The sequence below is a fragment of the Ketobacter sp. GenoA1 genome, from assembly GCF_003671475.1.
Lineage (GTDB): Bacteria > Pseudomonadota > Gammaproteobacteria > Pseudomonadales > Ketobacteraceae > Ketobacter.
On sequence record NZ_RCHM01000043.1, the window covers coordinates 1 to 19,024 of the forward strand.

Genomic DNA, 19,024 nt, shown 5'->3' on the forward strand with positions numbered 1-19,024 from the left:
ATTGTTAAAGAACGTCTTTTTAACCTTGCCCTCTTCAAGCAAGGACGCGTATTCTACTCCCTCCCAACACCGTGTCAACCTGTTTTTAAACCTGATCAACACCTTAGGGTGTAATACGCTGCGCCGCCTGGACTGCTGTGCCTCAGCCTGCGCCCTTCAACGCCTCCGCCACCCTGTATTCGAGCAACTTCCCCGTCGAAGTGGTGCGCATTATAGGGCCTCAACCCGCCCCGTCAACGACTTTTTTAACCAAATTTTCAATATCTTAGACTTGATTAAATGGCAAAACCAATATCTTTGATTCTGGCTGATTTACAGCCCGGATGGGACGTAGTCTCCAGCAAAATCAAGCACTGAATCAACAGCGTTAAAAGAGTGTAGACAGGGTGAGCGCGCTTTGCAGAATTAATTCTTTCGATAGAACCAGCGGCAGAAAAACAGCATGAACAGAAGCCCCCCAAATATCGATACTTGCAAATAATCCAGTTTGGCGATCCAAAGCATGTGGGCCAAACCCAGCAAGGCGACGGGGTAGATGAGCCGATGCAACTTAATCCAGCTTTTTCCAAGGCGCCGTCGGGCGCTACGGGTGGACGTGAATGCCAAAGGTACCATTAACAGCCAGCCGAACAATCCCAGGTAGACATAGGGCCTTTCAGTGACCTCTTCTAGCAGAATCTGCACATCTAAACCAGCCCACATAACTATAAACGAGAGCAAGTGGATGGATAGATAGAAAAATGCCCATAGGCCCAGGCCTCTGCGGTAAGAGATCCACACTGATCTTCCGCTGAGCAGACGCAGCGGGGTCATGGTGAGACACGCCCATAGAAAGCAGGCTCCGGTTAACCCCAGGTATCGAACGATCCGTTCAGCGGGATCTGCCCCGATCTGACCGGTGGCAACCAGATACACAAGCCACAATAAAGGCAACAGGGAAGCAGCATGAAACACGGCGCGCATCAAGAAACCCTCGCGGCATTAAACTAAAAGTGGGTACGCAGGTTCATTCCCGCGTACAACGGTGCCACCTGCTCTTCATAGCCGTTGAATTTCTGGGTAGGTACCCAGTTTGGATCCCATATGCTGTTAGGCAAGCGTCGTTCCCGCTTCTGGCTCCAGCGTGGATGGTCCACCTGGGGATTAACATTGGCATAGAAGCCGTATTCACGGGAGGCAAGCCGCTGCCAGGTGGTATCAGGCTCCTGCTCCAGAAACTCTATTTTCACAATCGATTTGATGCTCTTGAAGCCGTACTTCCAGGGCACCATCAAGCGCAGGGGCGCACCGTTCTGGGGGAGCAGCGTTTTACCGTAGACACCCACTACCATGAGCGTAAGTGGATGCATGGCTTCATCCATGCGCAGCCCTTCCACATAGGGCCATGGAATGGTCGATCGTGCAAAGCGCTGGGCTGGAAAGCGATCCGGGTCCACCAGGGTCTCAAAGCGCACGTATTTGGCTTTGGAGCCAGGCTCGAAGCGCTTTAACAGATCCCCCAGGGGAAACCCGACCCAGGGCACCACCATAGACCAGGCCTCAACACATCGAAACCGGTATACCCGATCCTCCAGTGCGTGGGGACGAAATATATCTTCCAACGTGTAATGGCCCGGCTTACCCACTTCACCGGTAATCTGAACCCGCCAGGGGTCAACCTTGAAATCCTTGCTGTTCTCCACCGGGTCACTTTTGCCCGTACCAAACTCGTAGAAATTGTTGTAGCTGATTACGTCTTTATACGGCGTGAGCTCTTCCTGAGCCGAATGAGGCCACTTTTTACTACTGGCTAACTTATCGTTGAGTATGGCCTGCCAATTTTGATCCTTAGCCATAGCCGGTAACGGCGCACCACCAAAAGCAGCCAGCCCGGCGCCCAGGATGCCGGCTGATTTCAGCCACTCCCGACGTGACCAGTAACTGGTTTCAGGGGTTATCTCAAAGGATTTGGGTGTTGCTTTGTCTTTCGATTTGATCAGCATCGGGGGCTCCCATTGTCCATCCATTACCGATTAGACGCAGGGCAGCCATCAATGTTTCACTTCTTTCGCCGGAAAAACAGCAACGGACCACTGAGGGCATACACCAGAAAAATAGCCAGCAAGACCCCTGCCGGATAGGAGGCAATCACTGCCAATACCAGAACGACAACCAGAATGGCCACGAAAGGCACCCGCCCCTTGAAATCCAGCTCCTTAAACGAGTTGTATTTTATATTGCTGACCATCATCACAGCCGCAAATGCCGTGATCAAGGCCGCCACGATGGCAATGGACTGTCCATCCAATCCGTGCTCAGTGCCGAACCAAACCATGCCCGCCACCACCGCTGCCGCCGCCGGGCTTGGCAGGCCAGTGAAGTAACGTTTATCCGCAGTGTCGATCTGTACGTTGAAACGGGCCAGCCGCAATGCGGCACAGGCAGCAAACACAAACGCCACCATCCAGCCGATCTTGCCCAGACTGGAAAGGGACCAGGAATAAGACACCAAAGCCGGAGCCACCCCAAAAGAGATGCAATCAGAAAGACTATCGTATTGCGCGCCAAACTCGCTCTGAGTATTGGTCATACGGGCAACCCGGCCATCCAGACCATCGAGAATCATGGCAACAAACACAGCAATTGCGGATTGTTCGAACATGCCATTCATGGCGGCCACTATGGCGTAAAAACCAGAGAACAGTGCTCCTGTCGTGAACAGGTTAGGTAACAGGTAAATGCCCCGGCGGCGAATTTTCCTGCCCCCTTCCAGCTCCTCGCCTTCGACCACCTCGAAGGTCACACCTTCATATTCATCGAAATCATGGTGCTCACCGGCTGTGTCAGACGCTTTCACCGAGTCTTCGGGTTGCTGGTGCCCGCTGTCGACCTGGCCTGTACCGGCTTCTTCTGGCTGGTTCACTTTCTCTACCATATCCGCACCCTATCGTTTTGCTCCGTTATTCGATATGTTGTGATGGCTTAGCCACCATTTTGCAACCGTATTACCACCAATTAAACACAGGAAACAAAAAACGCGGCATATGCCGCGCCTTTTGTTGCACCGGATTCCAATCAGTTCTTGGATTTATCGATGATTTTGTTGGCCTGAATCCACGGCATCATCTCACGTAATTTGGCACCAACCTGCTCAATAGGATGCGCGGCGTTATTACGGCGGTATGCAGTCATTGATGGGTAGTTGTGAGCCCCTTCAGATATGAACATTTTGGCATACTCGCCATCCTGAATGCGCTTTAGCGCATTGCGCATGGCAGCCCGAGACTGATCATTGATGACCTCAGGACCGGTTACGTACTCACCATATTCCGCATTGTTGGAAATGGAGTAGTTCATGTTGGCAATACCGCCTTCATACATCAGATCGACGATCAGTTTCAGCTCGTGCAAACATTCAAAGTAGGCCATCTCAGGGGCATAGCCCGCTTCAACCAAGGTTTCAAAACCTGCCTTAACCAGCTCGACAGCGCCACCGCACAGCACGGCCTGCTCACCGAACAGATCGGTTTCGGTTTCATCTTTGAAGGTGGTTTCGATGATACCGGTACGGCCACCGCCCACGCCGGAAGCGTAGGACAACGCAACGTTCTTGGCGTTACCGGATGCATCCTGATAGATTGCGATCAAATCAGGGATGCCACCCCCTTTTACAAACTCTGAACGCACGGTATGACCGGGCGCCTTGGGAGCAACCATGATGACGTCAAGATCCGCTCGCGGAACCACCTGGTTGTAGTGGATGGCAAAGCCATGGGCAAAAGCCAGCGTTGCACCCTGTTTCAGATTGGGCTCGATTTCATTCTTGTAGAGCTGGGCCTGAAACTCATCCGGGGTCAGAATCATAATCAGATCAGCCCACTGCACCGCTTCCGGCACCGACTTAACACTTAAACCCGCGGCCTCGGCCTTGGTAGCGGAAGCCGAACCTTCACGCAGCGCCACTACGACGTCGACGCCGGAGTCTTTCAGGTTATTGGCGTGTGCATGGCCTTGTGAGCCATATCCGATGATCGCAACTTTTTTGCCCTGGATGATGGAAAGGTCGCAATCTTTGTCGTAATAAACTTGCATGAGTCTTCCTCTATCTGTAAATGCAGTCTTCGCAGTAATGAAATTGGTTTCTGTTGTTCGCTGAACTAAAGCGCCAGCACCTTATCGCCGCGGGCAATACCGGACACGCCGGAACGCACCACCTCCAGGATGGAGGCCTCCCCTACGGACTCGAGGAACGCATCCAGTTTGTCGCTGGCGCCGGCAAGCTGCACGGTATAAACGGAACTGGTCACATCCACTATCTGGCCGCGGAATATATCGGCTGTGCGTTTAATTTCAGCGCGTTGAGCGCCGGTAGCCTTGAGCTTAACCAGCATTAATTCACGCTCAATGTGGGCGCCTTCGCTGAGATCCACCAGCTTTACCACTTCAATCAGCTTATTCAGCTGCTTGGTGATTTGCTCGATGGTGCGATCCGAGCCTGACGTCGTCAAAGTCAACCGCGACAAGGTCGGATCATTGGTGGGTGCCACTGTTAACGTTTCAATGTTGTAACCACGCTGGGAGAATAATCCCACCACGCGCGACAGAGCACCTGGTTCGTTTTCCATCAGAATTGAAATGATTCGTCGCATGATCAGGTACGCTCCGTTTTGCTGAGCCACATGTCGCGCATGGAGCCTTCTTTTATCTGCATTGGGTATACGTGCTCTGTGGGATCCACGGAAATATCGAGGAACACCAGGCGATCTTTAAGCGAGAATGCTTCTTCCATGGCGCCCTGCAGCTGATCCGGTTTGGTCACCCGAATACCTACATGCCCGTATGACTCCGCCAGCTTGATGAAATCCGGCAGTGATTCCTCATAGGTTGAACTGGAATGACGCCCCTGATACTGCATGTCCTGCCACTGGCGCACCATCCCCAGGGACTGATTGTTCAGGTTCACGATTTTGACCGGGAAATGGTACTGCAGGCAGGTGGACAGCTCCTGAATATTCATCTGGATACTGCCTTCTCCTGTAACACAGGCCACCGTCTTGTCCGGTTTTGCTACCAGACAGCCCATGGCGGCGGGCAGGCCGAAGCCCATGGTGCCCAAACCACCGGAATTGATCCACTGGCGCGGATACTTGTACTTGTAGTACTGGGCGGCAAACATTTGATGCTGACCCACATCCGAGGTAATGATGGCTTCGCCGTTGGTGACCCGGTACAACTCCTCAATGACTGTTTGCGGCTTCAAAACATCAGGCTTGGTTTCATAACGCAAGCCATGGTAGGCACGCCAGGCATCGATCTGTTTCCACCAGGCTTCCAGCGCCTGCAGGTCCGGTTTGTCTTCGGTCTTTTCCAGCTGATCCAGCATCTCTTTCAACACCTGATCCACCGGCCCCACAATGGGGATATCTACAGGAATGTTTTTGGCAATGGATGCAGGGTCCACGTCCACGTGAATGATTTTCGCATTGGGGCAGAACTTGCCGGTATGGTTAGTTACCCGATCGTCGAATCGGGCACCAATGGCCATTACCACGTCCGCATGATGCATGGCCATGTTGGCCTCATAGGTGCCGTGCATACCCAGCATCCCCACGAACAGGGGATCGTCGCCAGGAAAGCCACCCAACCCCATCAGGGTGTTGGTACAGGGAAACCCCATTTTTCGAACCAGCTCAGTAAGTTCCGCCGCAGAATTACCCTGCACCACACCGCCACCGGTGTAGAAAATGGGGCGCTTTGCCGCCATCAACAGATCCACAGCCTTCTTGATCTGGCCTGAATGCCCTTTGGAAACCACATTGTAGGAACGCAACTTGACCTTGGAGGGGTAGCTGTATTCGTAGGTCACCGCTGGATTGGTCAGATCCTTGGGAATATCCACCAGTACCGGGCCAGGGCGACCGGTGCTGGCAATATAGAATGCCTTTTTAATGGTGGCCGGAATATCTTCGGTCTTCTTTACCATGAAGCTGTGCTTGACAATGGGTCGAGTGACACCAACGATATCCGTTTCCTGGAAGGCATCATCGCCGATCCAGTCAGACTGGACCTGGCCGGTGATGATGACCATGGGAATGGAGTCCATGTAGGCCGTGGCAATGCCGGTTACGGTATTGGTGGCACCTGGGCCCGATGTTGCCAACACGACACCGGTGGTGCCGCTGCAACGGGAAAAGGCATCTGCCATATGGGCAGCAGCCTGTTCGTGACGAACCAGTACATGGGTAATGCTTTTTTGTTGAAACAGCGCGTCATAGATATGCAGTACGGCACCGCCCGGGTAACCGAATATGGTTTCAACACCCTCGTCCTTCAAAGCCCGAACGAGCATCTCTGCGCCTGATAGAAGTTCCACGATCTCACACCTTAATCTTGAGCACTCAGCATCAGCCCCACTGGCCGATTCGCCCATGCCCAAGCCTGTTACAAACCAATTAAAGTCATGAATGTCAGTTCCACACCGGTCGAAATTCAATTCAAATCCAGGTGGCCTGTGGGTCAAAGCTAGCTTGGCAATCAAGGCACAGGGGTTTTGGCCTGATTACCTCATACGCTGTTAAGCCTATGATTTATCTAGCGAGATCGACGGGATATGGCAGTAAAACCGGCTACGGCTTATGCCTAAAAGTGGCGATACTCTCGCTCTAGCGCAGCCTGGCAAGGTATCTCCCGCCAATCTGCACCCACCTCAGTGAGCCGCATATCTTGACATGGATGGAAATTTTGTCAATAGAGTCCCTTTACGTTGAAAACCATGAACTTAGGAGGGGTTAATCTATACTTCGGTAATAGCGTTGATGAATTCACAAAATCGGCGGGAAATTATGCGAACCACACGTTTAAACAGCTATAGTTACAGTAGTTACTTCACAGATCAGAGCAACGTCATGATAAAAAAACCAATATTTCTGTTGTCGGCACTCTGCCTGGCCTTGTTACTGTCGCCGGCCGCTTATGCGGGCAAGTACTATAAATGGGTGGATAGCGAAGGCGTGACTCATTATGGCGAAAGTCCACCGGATACGGAGACCGCCGCCGTGGTCAATGTTAAAACCGGCGCCTCCAGCGACCAGAAGCAGGCCATCGAGGCGCTGGAAGCCAAGCGCAAAGCCGCCGAGGAAACCAGTAACCCCCCCCAGGCGGATGAAGAGTCGGCGATTGAAAAAGAAAACCGGAAGATCATGGAGAACAACTGCAAGATTCAGCGCCAGAACCTGTCTCAGCTGAAAGCGAACCGACGGGTGAAAGTGACCGACGACAATGGTCAAATCCGTTACCTGAACGACGATGAGATTCAAAACAGGCAGAGCGAAATCGAAAAATACATCGCCGAGAACTGCAAGGGAGTGTAAACCCTCAAACCAGACCGGTTCATGAGGCCCGCCATAAAAAAAGCCTGGTATGAAACCAGGCTTTTTTTATGGCCAATGAGCGGCCTTTATTTGGAAAAGCAGATCCGATCTTCGTCCATTCGGGCCACAATGGTTTCACCCGGTAAGAACTCGCCACTCAGTATGGATTGGGCCAGTGGGTTTTCAATCTCCCGCTGGATCGCGCGCTTCAAGGGCCGGGCGCCATACACCGGGTCAAATCCAGCCTCCACCAGTTTGGCCATTACCTCATCGGATAATTCCAGCGACAGATCACGCTCCGCCAAGCGCTTGCGCAGATTGGCCAGCTGAATCTCGGCAATGCCGCGAATCTGTTCATTCACCAGCGGGTGGAACACCACCAGCTCATCGATCCGGTTGATTAACTCCGGACGGAAGTGGGTTGCCACGATATCCATGACGGCGGCCTTCATACGGTCGTACTGCTCCTCGCCCGCCATCGTTTGGATCACGTCAGACCCCATGTTCGAGGTCATCACAATCACCGTGTTACGGAAATCCACTGTCCGGCCCTGGCCATCGGTCAGGCGGCCATCCTCCAACACCTGTAACAGGATATTGAACACATCGGGATGCGCTTTTTCCACCTCATCCAGCAGAATCACCGAATAGGGTTTACGGCGCACGCTTTCCGTCAGGTAACCACCCTCCTCGTACCCCACATACCCGGGAGGCGCACCGATCAGTCGCGCCACAGAATGCTTCTCCATGAACTCCGACATATCGATACGCACCAAGGCCTCTTCGGTATCGAAGAGGAATGTGGCCAACGCCTTGCACAACTCGGTTTTGCCCACCCCGGTGGGACCGAGGAACAGGAAGGAACCATTGGGTCGGTTGGGATCGGACAAGCCGGCACGGGAGCGCCGGATAGCATCGGATACGGCTTTGATGGCTTCATCCTGCCCTACCACCCGCTGATGCAGGGCTGCCTCCATTTTCAACAGCTTTTCACGCTCGCCTTCCAACATCTTGGATACCGGGATGCCGGTCCACTTGGATACGACTTCAGCGATCTCCTCCTCAGTTACTTTATTGCGCAGCAATTTCATTTCCATCATTTCCGCTTGCGCTGCCATGTCCAACTGCTTTTCCAGTTCCGGAATACGGCCATACTGCAGCTCGGACATTTTGGTCAGATCGCCACTGCGGCGGGCCTGCTCCAAATCGATTCGAGCCTGCTCCAGATCGGCTTTCACCTGTTGGCTGCCATGCAGGGAGGCCTTTTCCGCGGTCCATACTTCATCCAGATCCGCGTACTCTCTCTCGATGCCATCGATATCGTCGTTTAGCTTGTCGAGGCGCTTTCGGGAGGCCTCGTCTTCCTCTTTCTTCAGCGCTTCGCGCTCCATTTTAAGCTGGATGAGACGACGCTCCAGCCGATCCAGTTCTTCCGGTTTGGAGTCCATTTCCATACGTATACGACTGGCGGCTTCGTCGACCAAATCGATGGCCTTGTCCGGCAATTGACGATCTGTAATGTAGCGCTGAGACAGTTTGGCGGCTTCCACAATCGCCGAGTCGGTGATGTTCACCCCATGGTGAACTTCATAACGTTCTTTGAGGCCGCGCAGAATGGCAATGGTGTCTTCCACCGAGGGCTGGTCCACCAGCACTTTCTGGAAACGACGCTCCAGTGCCGCATCCTTTTCAATGTACTGTCGGTACTCATCCAGCGTGGTGGCGCCCACACAGTGCAGCTCGCCGCGGGCCAGAGCGGGTTTCAGCATGTTGCCGGCATCCATGGCGCCTTCGCTCTTACCTGCTCCCACCATGGTGTGCAGCTCGTCGATAAAGAGGATCACGCTGCCCTCTTCCTTGGCCAATTCATTGAGTACCGACTTCAATCGCTCCTCGAACTCGCCCCGGTATTTGGCCCCTGCCAACAGGGAGCCCATGTCCAGGGACAGTACACGCTTGTTTTTCAGCCCTTCGGGCACCTCGCCATTAACAACCCGTTGCGCCAGGCCTTCCACAATGGCGGTTTTACCCACACCGGGCTCACCAATGAGCACAGGATTGTTTTTGGTCCGGCGCTGCAACACCTGGATGGTGCGACGGATTTCATCATCACGCCCGATGACCGGATCCAGCTTGCCATCCGCGGCGCGTTTGGTCAGGTCTAACGTGTATTTTTCCAGCGCCTGACGGGATTCTTCTGCATTGGGATCGTTCACCTGTTCACCCCCACGAACCTTTTCAATGGCGGTTTCCAAGTCCTGCTTGGTGACGCCCAGTTTTTTGAATATTTGGCCGGTAACACCCTTGTCCTCCACCATGGCCAACACCACGATTTCGCTGGAGATGTATTTATCTCCACGCTGTTGGGCATATTTATCCGCCACATTGAGAATACGCCCCATGTCATTGGACATGTGCACATCACCGTCGTGATTCTGTACCTGCGGCAGGCGGATCAACTGGGCGGTGATTTCATCTTTCAACTGGCCCACATTGACACCGGCCTGAGCCAGCAACGGTTTAATGCTGCCGCTGCTGTCCTCCACCATGGCCGATAAAACATGGACCGGCTCAATAAAATTATGGTCACGACCTACGGCTATCGATTGGGCATCGGATAGCGCCATCTGCAGCTTACTGGTCAATCGGTCAATTCGCATGTAACACCCTCATAAACTTATTGTACGGCGTACTTACACGCCCTATTAAACTGCTTTACAATTTGGGGGCAAATAAACGCTTTTTCAATGGGCGTATTGATTTTAGGGCCGTGAGATGAAGGAATTTATTGAGCTGGATCAATCCAGATCATGGACAGCAGGCGGCCGGTCACCGGTTGCCGTCGAAAGGAGAAAAAACGGGGATCGGTATAGGTGCAGAAGCCCCCACCGGTGATGTGCTGAACACCCCATTTGTTGAGGCGAACACGGGCCAGGCCATAGAGGTCACCCTGCCAGCGGCCACGCTCATTGGCCTGAAAAAAGCCACTGTAGTCAGTCGACTGTTTGAGAAACACGTCCCTCACGTCATCACCGACTTCAAAGGCCGGTTGGCTGATTGCCGGACCCAGCCATACCTTAATTAAATAGGGGTCCGTTCCGAACTTTGCAAGGGCCGCTTCCAGCACACCGGCGGCCAGGCCGCGCCAGCCGGCATGGGCCAGGGCCACTTCCGAGCCGTCCGCCGCCGCAAAGAACACCGGCAGGCAATCTGCGGTGTGCAGGGTACACACCTGCTCCGGCTCACGGGTATAAACGGCATCCGCTTCAGGTTCCGCACCATCTTCAGGTTTCGCACCATAGGGAGCGGCGTCCACAACCGCTATGCCATGAACCTGGCGCAACCATTGTGGTGGCCTGGACCAGGCAAAGTAATCAGCCAGTGCACGGCGACAGCGGGCCACGGACTCCGGATCATCTCCCACATGACTGGCGGTATTAAAGCCATCATAAGGTGGCCGGCTCAGTTGACCGGCCCGAGTGGTGCACCAGGCCCGCACACCCGGCACCTGCCAGTCCGGTTGCAGCCAGTGCCGAACCAGGGCGGCATCAAGCATCGGCTGCATCCGCCCTTAACACCGTGATCATAGCCTTGAAATCGTCCGGTAAAGGCGATTCCCACTGGCAATATTCACCGCTCTCAGGGTGCTGGACACCCAACTTCCTGGCGTGCAGGGCCTGCCGCTTGAACTGACGCAATGCCTCAATCAGCTCCGCAGTGGCACCCTTGGGCAGCCGCAAGCGCCCTCCGTAGGTGGGATCGCCCAGCAAGGGGTACTGAATATACGCCATATGGACGCGAATCTGATGGGTCCGGCCGGTTTCCAATTGCACACGGATGTGTGTGTGGGCGCGAAATCGCTCAATCAGGCGGTAATGGGTCACCGCAGGCTTGCCGGAATGGCTCACCGCCTGACGGGTTCGCTGGGAGGGGTGACGGCCAATGGGCTCATCCACCACACCACCACCGGTCATCACACCCTGGACGATGGCTTCGTATTCACGAAAGGCGGTCTTTTCCTGCAGTTGATCCACCAGAGAGGCATGGGCCTTTAGGGTTTTGGCCACCACCAGCAACCCGGTTGTATCCTTATCGATCCGGTGCACGATCCCAGCGCGCGGAATAGTTGCCAGATCCGGCGAGTGGTGCAACAACGCATTGAGCAGCGTGCTGTCGCGGTTGCCCGCTGCCGGATGCACCACCAAACCGGCGGGCTTGTTGATCACCAGCAGATGCTCATCTTCGTAGACAATGTCCAGGTCAATAGCCTGGGGCTCCCAACTCTGCTCCGCCTCCAGCTCGGCATCAACCTGCAGGCACTCTCCGCCGATTACCTTCTCCCGGGGCTTCCGGGTTTGCCCATCCACGGTGAGCTCACCGCTCTTGATCCAGCTTTGCAGTCGGGAACGGGAATAATCGGGAAACAGCTCGGCAGCAACCTGATCCAGCCGCTGTCCGGCCTGCTGATCATTTACCCTGGCGCTGAGTTGTATTTGTTGGGGCATGGAACTCTCTCATCATGATCGGGTCGGATATTTTACCTCAGTTTGGGCCCGGAAACCTGACTTTGCTGTTCTGACAGCTCATTGTGGCTATAATGGCCCGCTTCAAGAATTCTAAAATCGTGGACACCCATACCCTATGTTGATTTGGCGAACTTCTTTCTTTCTACGCGTACCTCTGCTGGGCCTGCTGATCTCATTGCTGGCACTGTTGGCAGCCTGCTCGTCTGCCCCTAAAACACCACAGCTTTCCGAACGCCAGTTTTATGAAGAAGCCCAATCCGCCATCGACGCCAACAACATGACACTGGCCATTGACCGGCTGCAGGGCCTTGAATCCCGCTACCCGTTTGGCCGTTATGCATCCCAGGCCAAACTGGATCTGATTTACTGCCACTACCGGGCACTGGACTATGAGGCCTCGGCGGCCACCGCAGAGCGGTTTATCAACACTCACCCGGATCATCCGCAACTGGACTATGCCTATTATATGAAGGGCCTGGCCTCCTACAGCGTGGATCGGGGGTTGCTGGAGCGTTTTATTCCCAGCGACTTTTCGGAGCGGGACATGGGGCCGGCACGGGAATCGTTCGAGGATTTCAACCGCCTCATTAATCGTTTTCCAAACAGCGTTTACGCCGCTGATGCCCGTCAGCGCATGATTTACCTGCGCAACCTGCTGGCGGCCTATGAGCTGCGTGCTGCGTCATTCTACATGCGGCGCGGGGCCTTCGTTGCAGCGGCAAACCGTGGCCGCTATGTGGTAGAGAATTTTGATACCAGCCCCTCGGTTGCAGATGCCCTGGTGATCATGGCGGAGGCCTACACCGAGCTGGATCAACCGGATCTGCGCGCCAGTACTGTGGAAGTGTTGAAAGCGAATTTTCCCGATCATCCCAGGCTGGCCAGCGGGGCTTTCGAATATGACAAAACCCAGCACGGCGGCCGCTCAATGTGGAGCGTGCTCACCTTTGGCCTGATTGACTGACTGAGCCGTAGCGGCCGGCGGCAGATCTATTCCCCCGCTGGCCACTTGCAGGTGACCGGATAGCGCCGATCACGCCCGAACGCACGGGACGTAATACGTGCACCTATCGCCGCCTGACGGCGCTTGTACTCATTCAAATCCACCAGCCGAATCACCTTCTGCACGATCTCCCGCTCATACCCCTCTGCCACGATGGCATCTGCGCTAAAATCCCGTTCCACATACATCTCGAGGATGGCATCCAGTTCCGGGTAGGGCGGCAGACTGTCCTCATCTTTCTGATCCGGTGCCAGCTCAGCAGACGGCGGGCGATCGATAACCCGCTGCGGGATCGGCGGGTTGTCCGGTGTCAGGCGATTGCGGTATTCGCACAGTTTGAATACCAGGGTTTTGGGTACATCCTTCAGTACATCGAACCCGCCGGCCATGTCACCGTAGAGCGTGGCATAACCCACCGCCATTTCACTTTTGTTGCCCGTGGTTAGTACGATGTAGCGTTTCTTATTGGATAGCGCCATCAACATCACGCCACGACACCGGGCCTGGAGGTTTTCCTCTGTGGTATCCCGCGCCGTTCCTGCAAAATCCGGTGCCAGGGTCTGCATAAAGGCCTCATACATGGGCTCAATGGGGCGTATCTTGTAGCTCACCCCCAATGCCACCGCCTCGGCTTCGGCATCATCAAGGCTCATCTGTGAGGTGTATCGAAACGGCATCATGATCGCTTCAACACGATCAGCGCCCAAGGCATCAACCGCCACTGCCAGGGTTAACGCCGAGTCTACCCCGCCAGACAACCCCAGCACGGCACCTTTGAACCCATTTTTGTTGACGTAATCCCGCACCGCCAGCACCAACGCCCGGTAGGCGCTCTGCTCTACTGTCTGATCCGGTGCCACAGGGGCATCCACCGGTACAAGGCCGGCTTCTGCCCGCAACAGTACCGGGTAGAGGCCCGCTGCAAAGGCCGGTGCGCGGAACCGAAGGGTGCCCTGGGCATCCGCCACCACTGATCCCCCATCAAACACCAACTCATCCTGGGCTCCCACCAGATTGGCATAAACGATGGGCATGTTGCCTTCTCTGGCGCGCATCTCCAACAGGCTTTTGCGTACCTGCTCTTTACCCAGGTGAAACGGGGATGCATTCAAATTCAACATCAGCCGGGCACCGGCTTCCCGGGCCTGTGACATTGGCCCCTCATGCCAGATATCCTCACAGATGGTGATGCCCACCCTGTGGCCCTTGATGTCAAAAACGCAGGGGCTGTTTCCCGGCTGAAAGTAGCGTTTCTCATCAAACACCAGATAGTTGGGCAATTCCTGCTTATGATATTCGGCCACCAGTTTGCCGCCGTATATCAGCCCGGCCGTGTTGTAGAGGCTGCTGCCCTCGCCTTTAGGGTAACCAATGAGCGTGTAGATATCGGCGGGCAGATCCGCGCACAAGCGGGCCAGCGCTTTTTGTACCCGAATTCGTATACTGGCGCGGAACAAGAGGTCTTCCGGGGGATACCCGGTCAGTGTAAGCTCTGGAAAAACAATAATATCCGCGTGAAATTCATCACGGGCCCGACGGCTGGCATGCAAAATTTGTGTGGCATTACCGTCAATATCCCCAACCATGAAATCCAACTGCGCTATAATGATCTGTAAATCATTGTTTTTCATGTATTTTACACCCTAACAATCAATAAACTGCCCGGCTCTGGCAAAATAAGCGCGTATTTTGGGCCAAATCGAACCCGCGCGCAAAGGCCAAACAGTCAGGGGGAGCCAATATGATGATCATCCGATTAATAATTCTAGTGGCATTGGTGGGGCTGCTGATCTTTGCCTACCGCAAACTCACCGGCTCAGGCCAGTCAGAAAACAAGCAAGCCAACAACCCTGCCGCCATGAAAAAGTGTGACCAGTGCGGAATACACCTGCCCCAGGAGGAAGGTTGCAAACACAAGGATCACTTCTTCTGCAGCAATGAACACATGCAAGCCTATCTAGATCAGCACCCCGATGAGCGAGACTGATAAAGACAAACACCAGGATCCAGCACTGGCGGAGGTTCGCCAAAACCAGTGGCGGCTGCTTCAGGTCTATTTGCTGTATCGCCTGGCACTGGCTTTCAGCCTGGTGGGCGCCTACTTTCTGGAAACCAGCCAGAGCACGCGATCCATCGGGCTGGATGAACGCCTGTATTTCGCCACGATTGCCACCTATTTTGTCCTCGCGTTGCTCGGCCTGCTCGTCAATCGACTGCAGACCGGGCGCATCACCATCCAGATCTTTATCGTCATTGTCATCGATATTCTCAGCATCGCACTGTTGGAGTATGCCAATGGCGAATCCAACAGTAATCTCACCATTCTGCTGGTGGTTACCGTGGCTGCCGGCGGCATTCTGGTGGAGGGCAAACTGGCGACATTTTTCGCCGCAGTGGCGACACTTGCCATTCTTTACAAGCAAATTCTGAACGCAATCCTGCATAACCGTTTTGAGCAGGACGATTTCCTGCAGAGTGCCTTTATCGGCATCGCTTGCTTTGCCACCTCGTTTCTGGCCCAGCAAATTGCCAACCGATTACGGGAAAGTGCTGCGCTGGCAGGGCGACAGGCCGAAGACCTGGCCAACCTGGAGGAATTGAACCACCTGATTATCCAGCGCATGCGCACCGGGATCGTAGTAGTGGACAACGATAACAATATCGTATTGATCAACGAAGCCTGCTGGAAAATGTTCGGTATGCCAACCATGAGCAAACACCAGTCGCTGGAAAATTTTTCACCACAGCTAAGCAAGCAACTGGCCACATGGCGACGTGACCCATTCAAACGCACCAAACCATTTCGCTCCTACGGCGCAGGCCCGGAAGTTCAAGCCAACTTCACCATGATGGAAAACGCCGACCAAGCCAATGTGCTCATCTTCCTGGACGACAACACACGCATGGCACAACAGGCCCAGCAACTGAAACTGGCTTCACTGGGAGGATTAACCGCCAGCATTGCCCATGAAATACGCAATCCTCTGGGTGCCATCAGCCATGCCGCCCAACTGCTAAACGAATCCACTGACCTGACCAAAGGCGATGCACGCTTAAGTGAAATCATTCATCAACATACCATTCGCGCCAACAAAGTAATCGAAAACGTATTACAATTATCGCGACGAAAACAGGCTGAACCGGAGCTGCTGAATATGAAAGCGTGGCTCACCAGCTTTATCTACGATTTTCAAACCAACCAGGACCAATCCTGCGAAATCGCCTTCAGCTGCAATCAGGATGATCTCCAGTTTCGCATTGATCCCTCGCAGATTCAGCAGGTTCTCACCAATCTGTTTCAAAACGGTATAAGATACAGCGAGCAGGCGACCGGAAAGCGCACACTGAAAGTCGTTGCCGATTTTAATATTCAATCTGAGCAACCCACCCTGGATATCATTGATCAGGGCCCGGGCATACCGACTGCGCAACAGGATAAAATCTTCGAGCCGTTCTACACTTCAGAAAAGAGTGGCACCGGGCTTGGCCTCTATATTGCCCGGGAGCTTTGTGAAGCCAATCAAGCACGCCTGGACTATCACCCCATTTCCACCGGCAGTTGCTTTCGCATAACCTTCTCCCATCCATCCAGAATAGTGACCATATAACAATGAGCCAATACAAAGCACTAATCGTTGATGATGAGCCCGACATCCGTGAATTGCTGGATTTGACGCTGTCGCGAATGGATATTGAAACCTTTACCGCAGCCAATCTGGATTCTGCACACGTATCACTTGAGCAGGAAAAATTCGACCTGTGCATCACTGATATGAATCTGCCGGATGGTAACGGTATCGATCTGGTGAAATTCATCCAGGCCAATTATCCCAGCTTGCCGGTGGCCGTGCTCACCGCCTATGGGAGCATGGAAACGGCTATTACCGCACTGAAAGCTGGCGCCTTTGATTTTGTCTCCAAACCGGTGGACCTGCAGCGCCTGCGCGACCTGGTGAATGCCGCGCTGAAACTGAAATTCGAAAAACAGGAGCCGGTTACTGAACAGGGTGACTCCCCTATTCTTGGCCATTCACCGTTAATTAAAAAACTACAGGTGCAAATCAAGAAGCTGGCCCGCAGTCAGGCGCCCGTGTATATCAACGGCGAATCCGGCAGCGGCAAAGAACTGGTGGCGAGGGAGATCCACCGTTTGGGCCCCCGCGCCGAAGGCCCCTTTATTCCCGTGAACTGCGGTGCCATTCCCAGCGAACTGATGGAAAGCGAGTTCTTTGGGCATCGCAAAGGCAGTTTTACCGGGGCCTTTGAAGACAAAACCGGCCTGTTTCAAGCCGCAAAGGGCGGCACGCTGTTCCTGGATGAAGTGGCTGACCTACCCATGCAGATGCAGGTCAAACTATTACGGGCTATTCAGGAAAAAGCCGTGCGGCCGGTGGGCTCGCAAAAAGAGGTGGCCACCGATGTGCGCATTCTGAGCGCGACCCACAAAGACCTGACAAAGCTGGTCGATGAAGGCGAGTTTCGGCAAGACCTGTTCTACCGCATCAATGTTATTCAGGTTACCGTACCACCATTGCGCAGCCGGGGCGAAGACATCATATTTCTGTCAAAATACGTGCTGCAATCATTGGCCAAAGATTGGGATATGGAACTGCCCAAACTCAGCCCAAAGGCAGAACAGGCCCTGGAAGAATACCAGTTTCCGGGCAACGTGCGGGAACTCGAAAACATACTGGAGCGCGCGGTAACCCTGTGTGATGACGAGGTCATTACACCCGAGCATCTGCAACTGCCCACGGACGGCGTGCCGGTGTCAAAGCCAAGTGCCGCCAGCAATGGGGAACACGCCATCCCGGATTTCGTCGAGGGCGACTCGCTGGAAGAATACCTCACGGACATCGAAAAGCAGGCCATTTTGAAGGCTTTGGACGATACCCGCTGGAACCGCACCGCCGCGGCTAAAAAGCTGGGCATGAGCTTTCGCTCACTGCGCTACCGCCTGAAAAAGCTGGGATTGGATTCGGACGATTAACTCAATACATGTCTGCAGATGGCCGGACTGTTTCCGGCGCATAAGGAGCAGGATCCACAATCGGTTCTTCCTGTAACAGAAGATTGACCATTAATCTAACCGATGCTGGTGCCAGAACCAGACCATTGCGAAAATGCCCAGCGTTGACATACAGGTTTGACCATCCGGGCATAGCCCCAATGTAGGGAATCCCATGAGGAGAGCCTGGGCGCAAGCCCGCCCAATGCGCTTCAACCGACACCGAGCGTAGCGCAGGCACCAATGAATAAGCCACATCCAATAGCTCATTGCGTGCCTCACTGGTTACCACTTTCTCGAACCCCGTGTGTTCCAATGTGCTTCCCACAACGATGCGCCCATCCAGCCGGGGAATCAGGTACCGCCCCTGATGCAGCATAATACTATTGATCAGGCCCGGGCTTGGCTCAAATACCAGCATTTGCCCTTTCACTGGCTGAATGCTCAAGGGGGTACCCGCATCAACCAAAAGATCACCGGCCCAGGCACCGGCACACACCACCACCTTGCCCGCCTGCAGGTTACCGATCGACGTTACGACCTGAGCACGATCACCATCAAGTCGCTGCAACGCCCGGGCTTCTACATTGCCATCAATTCGACATAAAGGGTGCTGTACCAGATAAGCGTGTAAACTCTGCAAAAATCGAGGGTTTCGAATATTACCAATATCCGGCCACCAAACCCCCCGCCGGCAATCCGACTTTAACTCCGGCTCATGCTCTAGAAGTTGTGCCGAATTCATCAAACTGAAATTCTTGGAGTGATGCTGCGCCCAATCGACAATATCACTGTAGCCGGGAGGATCCAACATCAACAATCCACAGGGATTAAATTCCGGATCAATCCCAGTAGCGTCTTTCAGCTCAGAAGCCAAAGCGGGATAGGCATGTTGCGCCCACGAAGCAAGTGCGGTAACCGCTGTCGAATAATTCCAGGGATATAATGGGGAAACAATACCGCCCCCGGCCCAGGAAGCCTCTGCCCCCACCTGGCTGCGCTCAATCAATGTGACCGAGATTGAGCGCTCAACCAGCTCCTTGGCCAATAGCAATCCTATAACGCCACCACCTATAATCAGAACATCCGTCATAATAACCTTACGTCTCTCAATACTTCTGTGTTGATATACGAAATG

The 19,024-nt window shown here is 54.1% G+C and carries 17 protein-coding genes; 6 read left to right on the forward strand and 11 right to left on the reverse strand.

All coding sequences use genetic code 11. The features are described from left to right. The coding region (locus tag D9N13_RS18580; RefSeq protein ID WP_290593131.1) for a hypothetical protein at positions 1-301 on the forward strand (301 nt) is incomplete at its 5' end. A 104-nt stretch (positions 302-405) separates the two neighbouring features. Here D9N13_RS18580 and D9N13_RS18585 read toward each other — a convergent pair. The 6 genes from D9N13_RS18585 to D9N13_RS18610 form a co-directional block, all read right to left on the reverse strand. Beyond that, positions 406-963, reverse strand: coding sequence for a sulfite oxidase heme-binding subunit YedZ (locus tag D9N13_RS18585; RefSeq protein WP_290593133.1), 558 nt, complete (start codon positions 961-963; stop codon positions 406-408). Positions 964-986: 23 nt separating this feature from the next. Further along, positions 987-1,982: a protein-methionine-sulfoxide reductase catalytic subunit MsrP gene (gene msrP / locus D9N13_RS18590; RefSeq protein WP_290593135.1), complete on the reverse strand. Its 996-nt coding sequence runs from the start codon at positions 1,980-1,982 to the stop codon at positions 987-989. A gap of 56 nt (positions 1,983-2,038) precedes the next feature. Further along, positions 2,039-2,914, reverse strand: a complete 876-nt coding sequence (pssA, locus tag D9N13_RS18595) for a CDP-diacylglycerol--serine O-phosphatidyltransferase (protein ID WP_290593137.1) — start codon at positions 2,912-2,914, stop codon at positions 2,039-2,041. 140 nt (positions 2,915-3,054) lie between these two features. Continuing rightward, positions 3,055-4,071 (reverse strand): ketol-acid reductoisomerase, encoded by a 1,017-nt coding sequence (gene ilvC, locus D9N13_RS18600; protein ID WP_290593138.1) that lies wholly within the window; start codon positions 4,069-4,071, stop codon positions 3,055-3,057. 65 nt (positions 4,072-4,136) lie between these two features. After that, a complete protein-coding gene (gene ilvN / locus D9N13_RS18605) occupies positions 4,137-4,628 on the reverse strand; it encodes an acetolactate synthase small subunit (protein WP_290577542.1) in 492 nt (163 codons plus the stop codon). Positions 4,629-4,630: 2 nt separating this feature from the next. Beyond that, positions 4,631-6,352, reverse strand: coding sequence for an acetolactate synthase 3 large subunit (locus D9N13_RS18610; protein WP_290593140.1), 1,722 nt, complete (start codon positions 6,350-6,352; stop codon positions 4,631-4,633). Between the two features lie 532 nt (positions 6,353-6,884). On the opposite strand from D9N13_RS18610, the gene D9N13_RS18615 reads away from it, so the two are divergent. After that, the gene (locus tag D9N13_RS18615) at positions 6,885-7,349 is read left to right on the forward strand and encodes a DUF4124 domain-containing protein (RefSeq protein ID WP_290593142.1); all 465 of its coding nucleotides are present in this window, start codon (positions 6,885-6,887) and stop codon (positions 7,347-7,349) included. 86 nt (positions 7,350-7,435) lie between these two features. Here D9N13_RS18615 and clpB read toward each other — a convergent pair whose 3' ends face one another. The 3 genes from clpB to rluD form a co-directional block, all read right to left on the reverse strand. Beyond that, the gene (clpB, locus tag D9N13_RS18620; RefSeq protein WP_290593144.1) at positions 7,436-10,009 is read right to left on the reverse strand and encodes an ATP-dependent chaperone ClpB; all 2,574 of its coding nucleotides are present in this window, start codon (positions 10,007-10,009) and stop codon (positions 7,436-7,438) included. Between the two features lie 125 nt (positions 10,010-10,134). Continuing rightward, on the reverse strand, positions 10,135-10,905 hold the full coding sequence (gene pgeF, locus D9N13_RS18625) for a peptidoglycan editing factor PgeF (RefSeq protein ID WP_290593146.1): 771 nt from the start codon (positions 10,903-10,905) through the stop codon (positions 10,135-10,137). Further along, on the reverse strand, positions 10,898-11,854 hold the full coding sequence (rluD, locus tag D9N13_RS18630) for a 23S rRNA pseudouridine(1911/1915/1917) synthase RluD (RefSeq protein WP_290593148.1): 957 nt from the start codon (positions 11,852-11,854) through the stop codon (positions 10,898-10,900). The genes pgeF and rluD overlap by 8 nt, the downstream gene beginning before the upstream one ends. A gap of 136 nt (positions 11,855-11,990) precedes the next feature. On the opposite strand from rluD, the gene D9N13_RS18635 reads away from it, so the two are divergent. Beyond that, on the forward strand, positions 11,991-12,839 hold the full coding sequence (locus D9N13_RS18635; RefSeq protein ID WP_290593150.1) for an outer membrane protein assembly factor BamD: 849 nt from the start codon (positions 11,991-11,993) through the stop codon (positions 12,837-12,839). 26 nt (positions 12,840-12,865) lie between these two features. On the opposite strand, the gene D9N13_RS18640 is transcribed toward D9N13_RS18635, so the two are convergent. Continuing rightward, entirely contained in the window at positions 12,866-14,509 is a 1,644-nt protein-coding gene (locus D9N13_RS18640; RefSeq protein ID WP_290593151.1) for an NAD+ synthase, read from the reverse strand. 110 nt (positions 14,510-14,619) lie between these two features. Between D9N13_RS18640 and D9N13_RS18645 the strand changes: the two genes are divergently transcribed. The 3 genes from D9N13_RS18645 to D9N13_RS18655 are packed head-to-tail and all read left to right on the forward strand — an operon-like array spanning position 14,620 to position 17,868. After that, a complete protein-coding gene (locus tag D9N13_RS18645; protein ID WP_290593153.1) occupies positions 14,620-14,865 on the forward strand; it encodes a PP0621 family protein in 246 nt (81 codons plus the stop codon). Further along, positions 14,852-16,486: a two-component system sensor histidine kinase NtrB gene (locus D9N13_RS18650; protein ID WP_290593155.1), complete on the forward strand. Its 1,635-nt coding sequence runs from the start codon at positions 14,852-14,854 to the stop codon at positions 16,484-16,486. Before D9N13_RS18645 ends, D9N13_RS18650 begins: the two co-directional genes overlap by 14 nt. Positions 16,487-16,488: 2 nt before the next feature. Continuing rightward, on the forward strand, positions 16,489-17,868 hold the full coding sequence (locus D9N13_RS18655; RefSeq protein ID WP_290593156.1) for a sigma-54-dependent transcriptional regulator: 1,380 nt from the start codon (positions 16,489-16,491) through the stop codon (positions 17,866-17,868). A gap of 1 nt (position 17,869) precedes the next feature. Here the strand turns inward: D9N13_RS18655 and thiO are convergent, their stop codons facing one another. Then, positions 17,870-18,979, reverse strand: coding sequence for a glycine oxidase ThiO (gene thiO / locus D9N13_RS18660; RefSeq protein WP_290593157.1), 1,110 nt, complete (start codon positions 18,977-18,979; stop codon positions 17,870-17,872). Between the last annotated feature and the right edge of the window lie 45 nt (positions 18,980-19,024).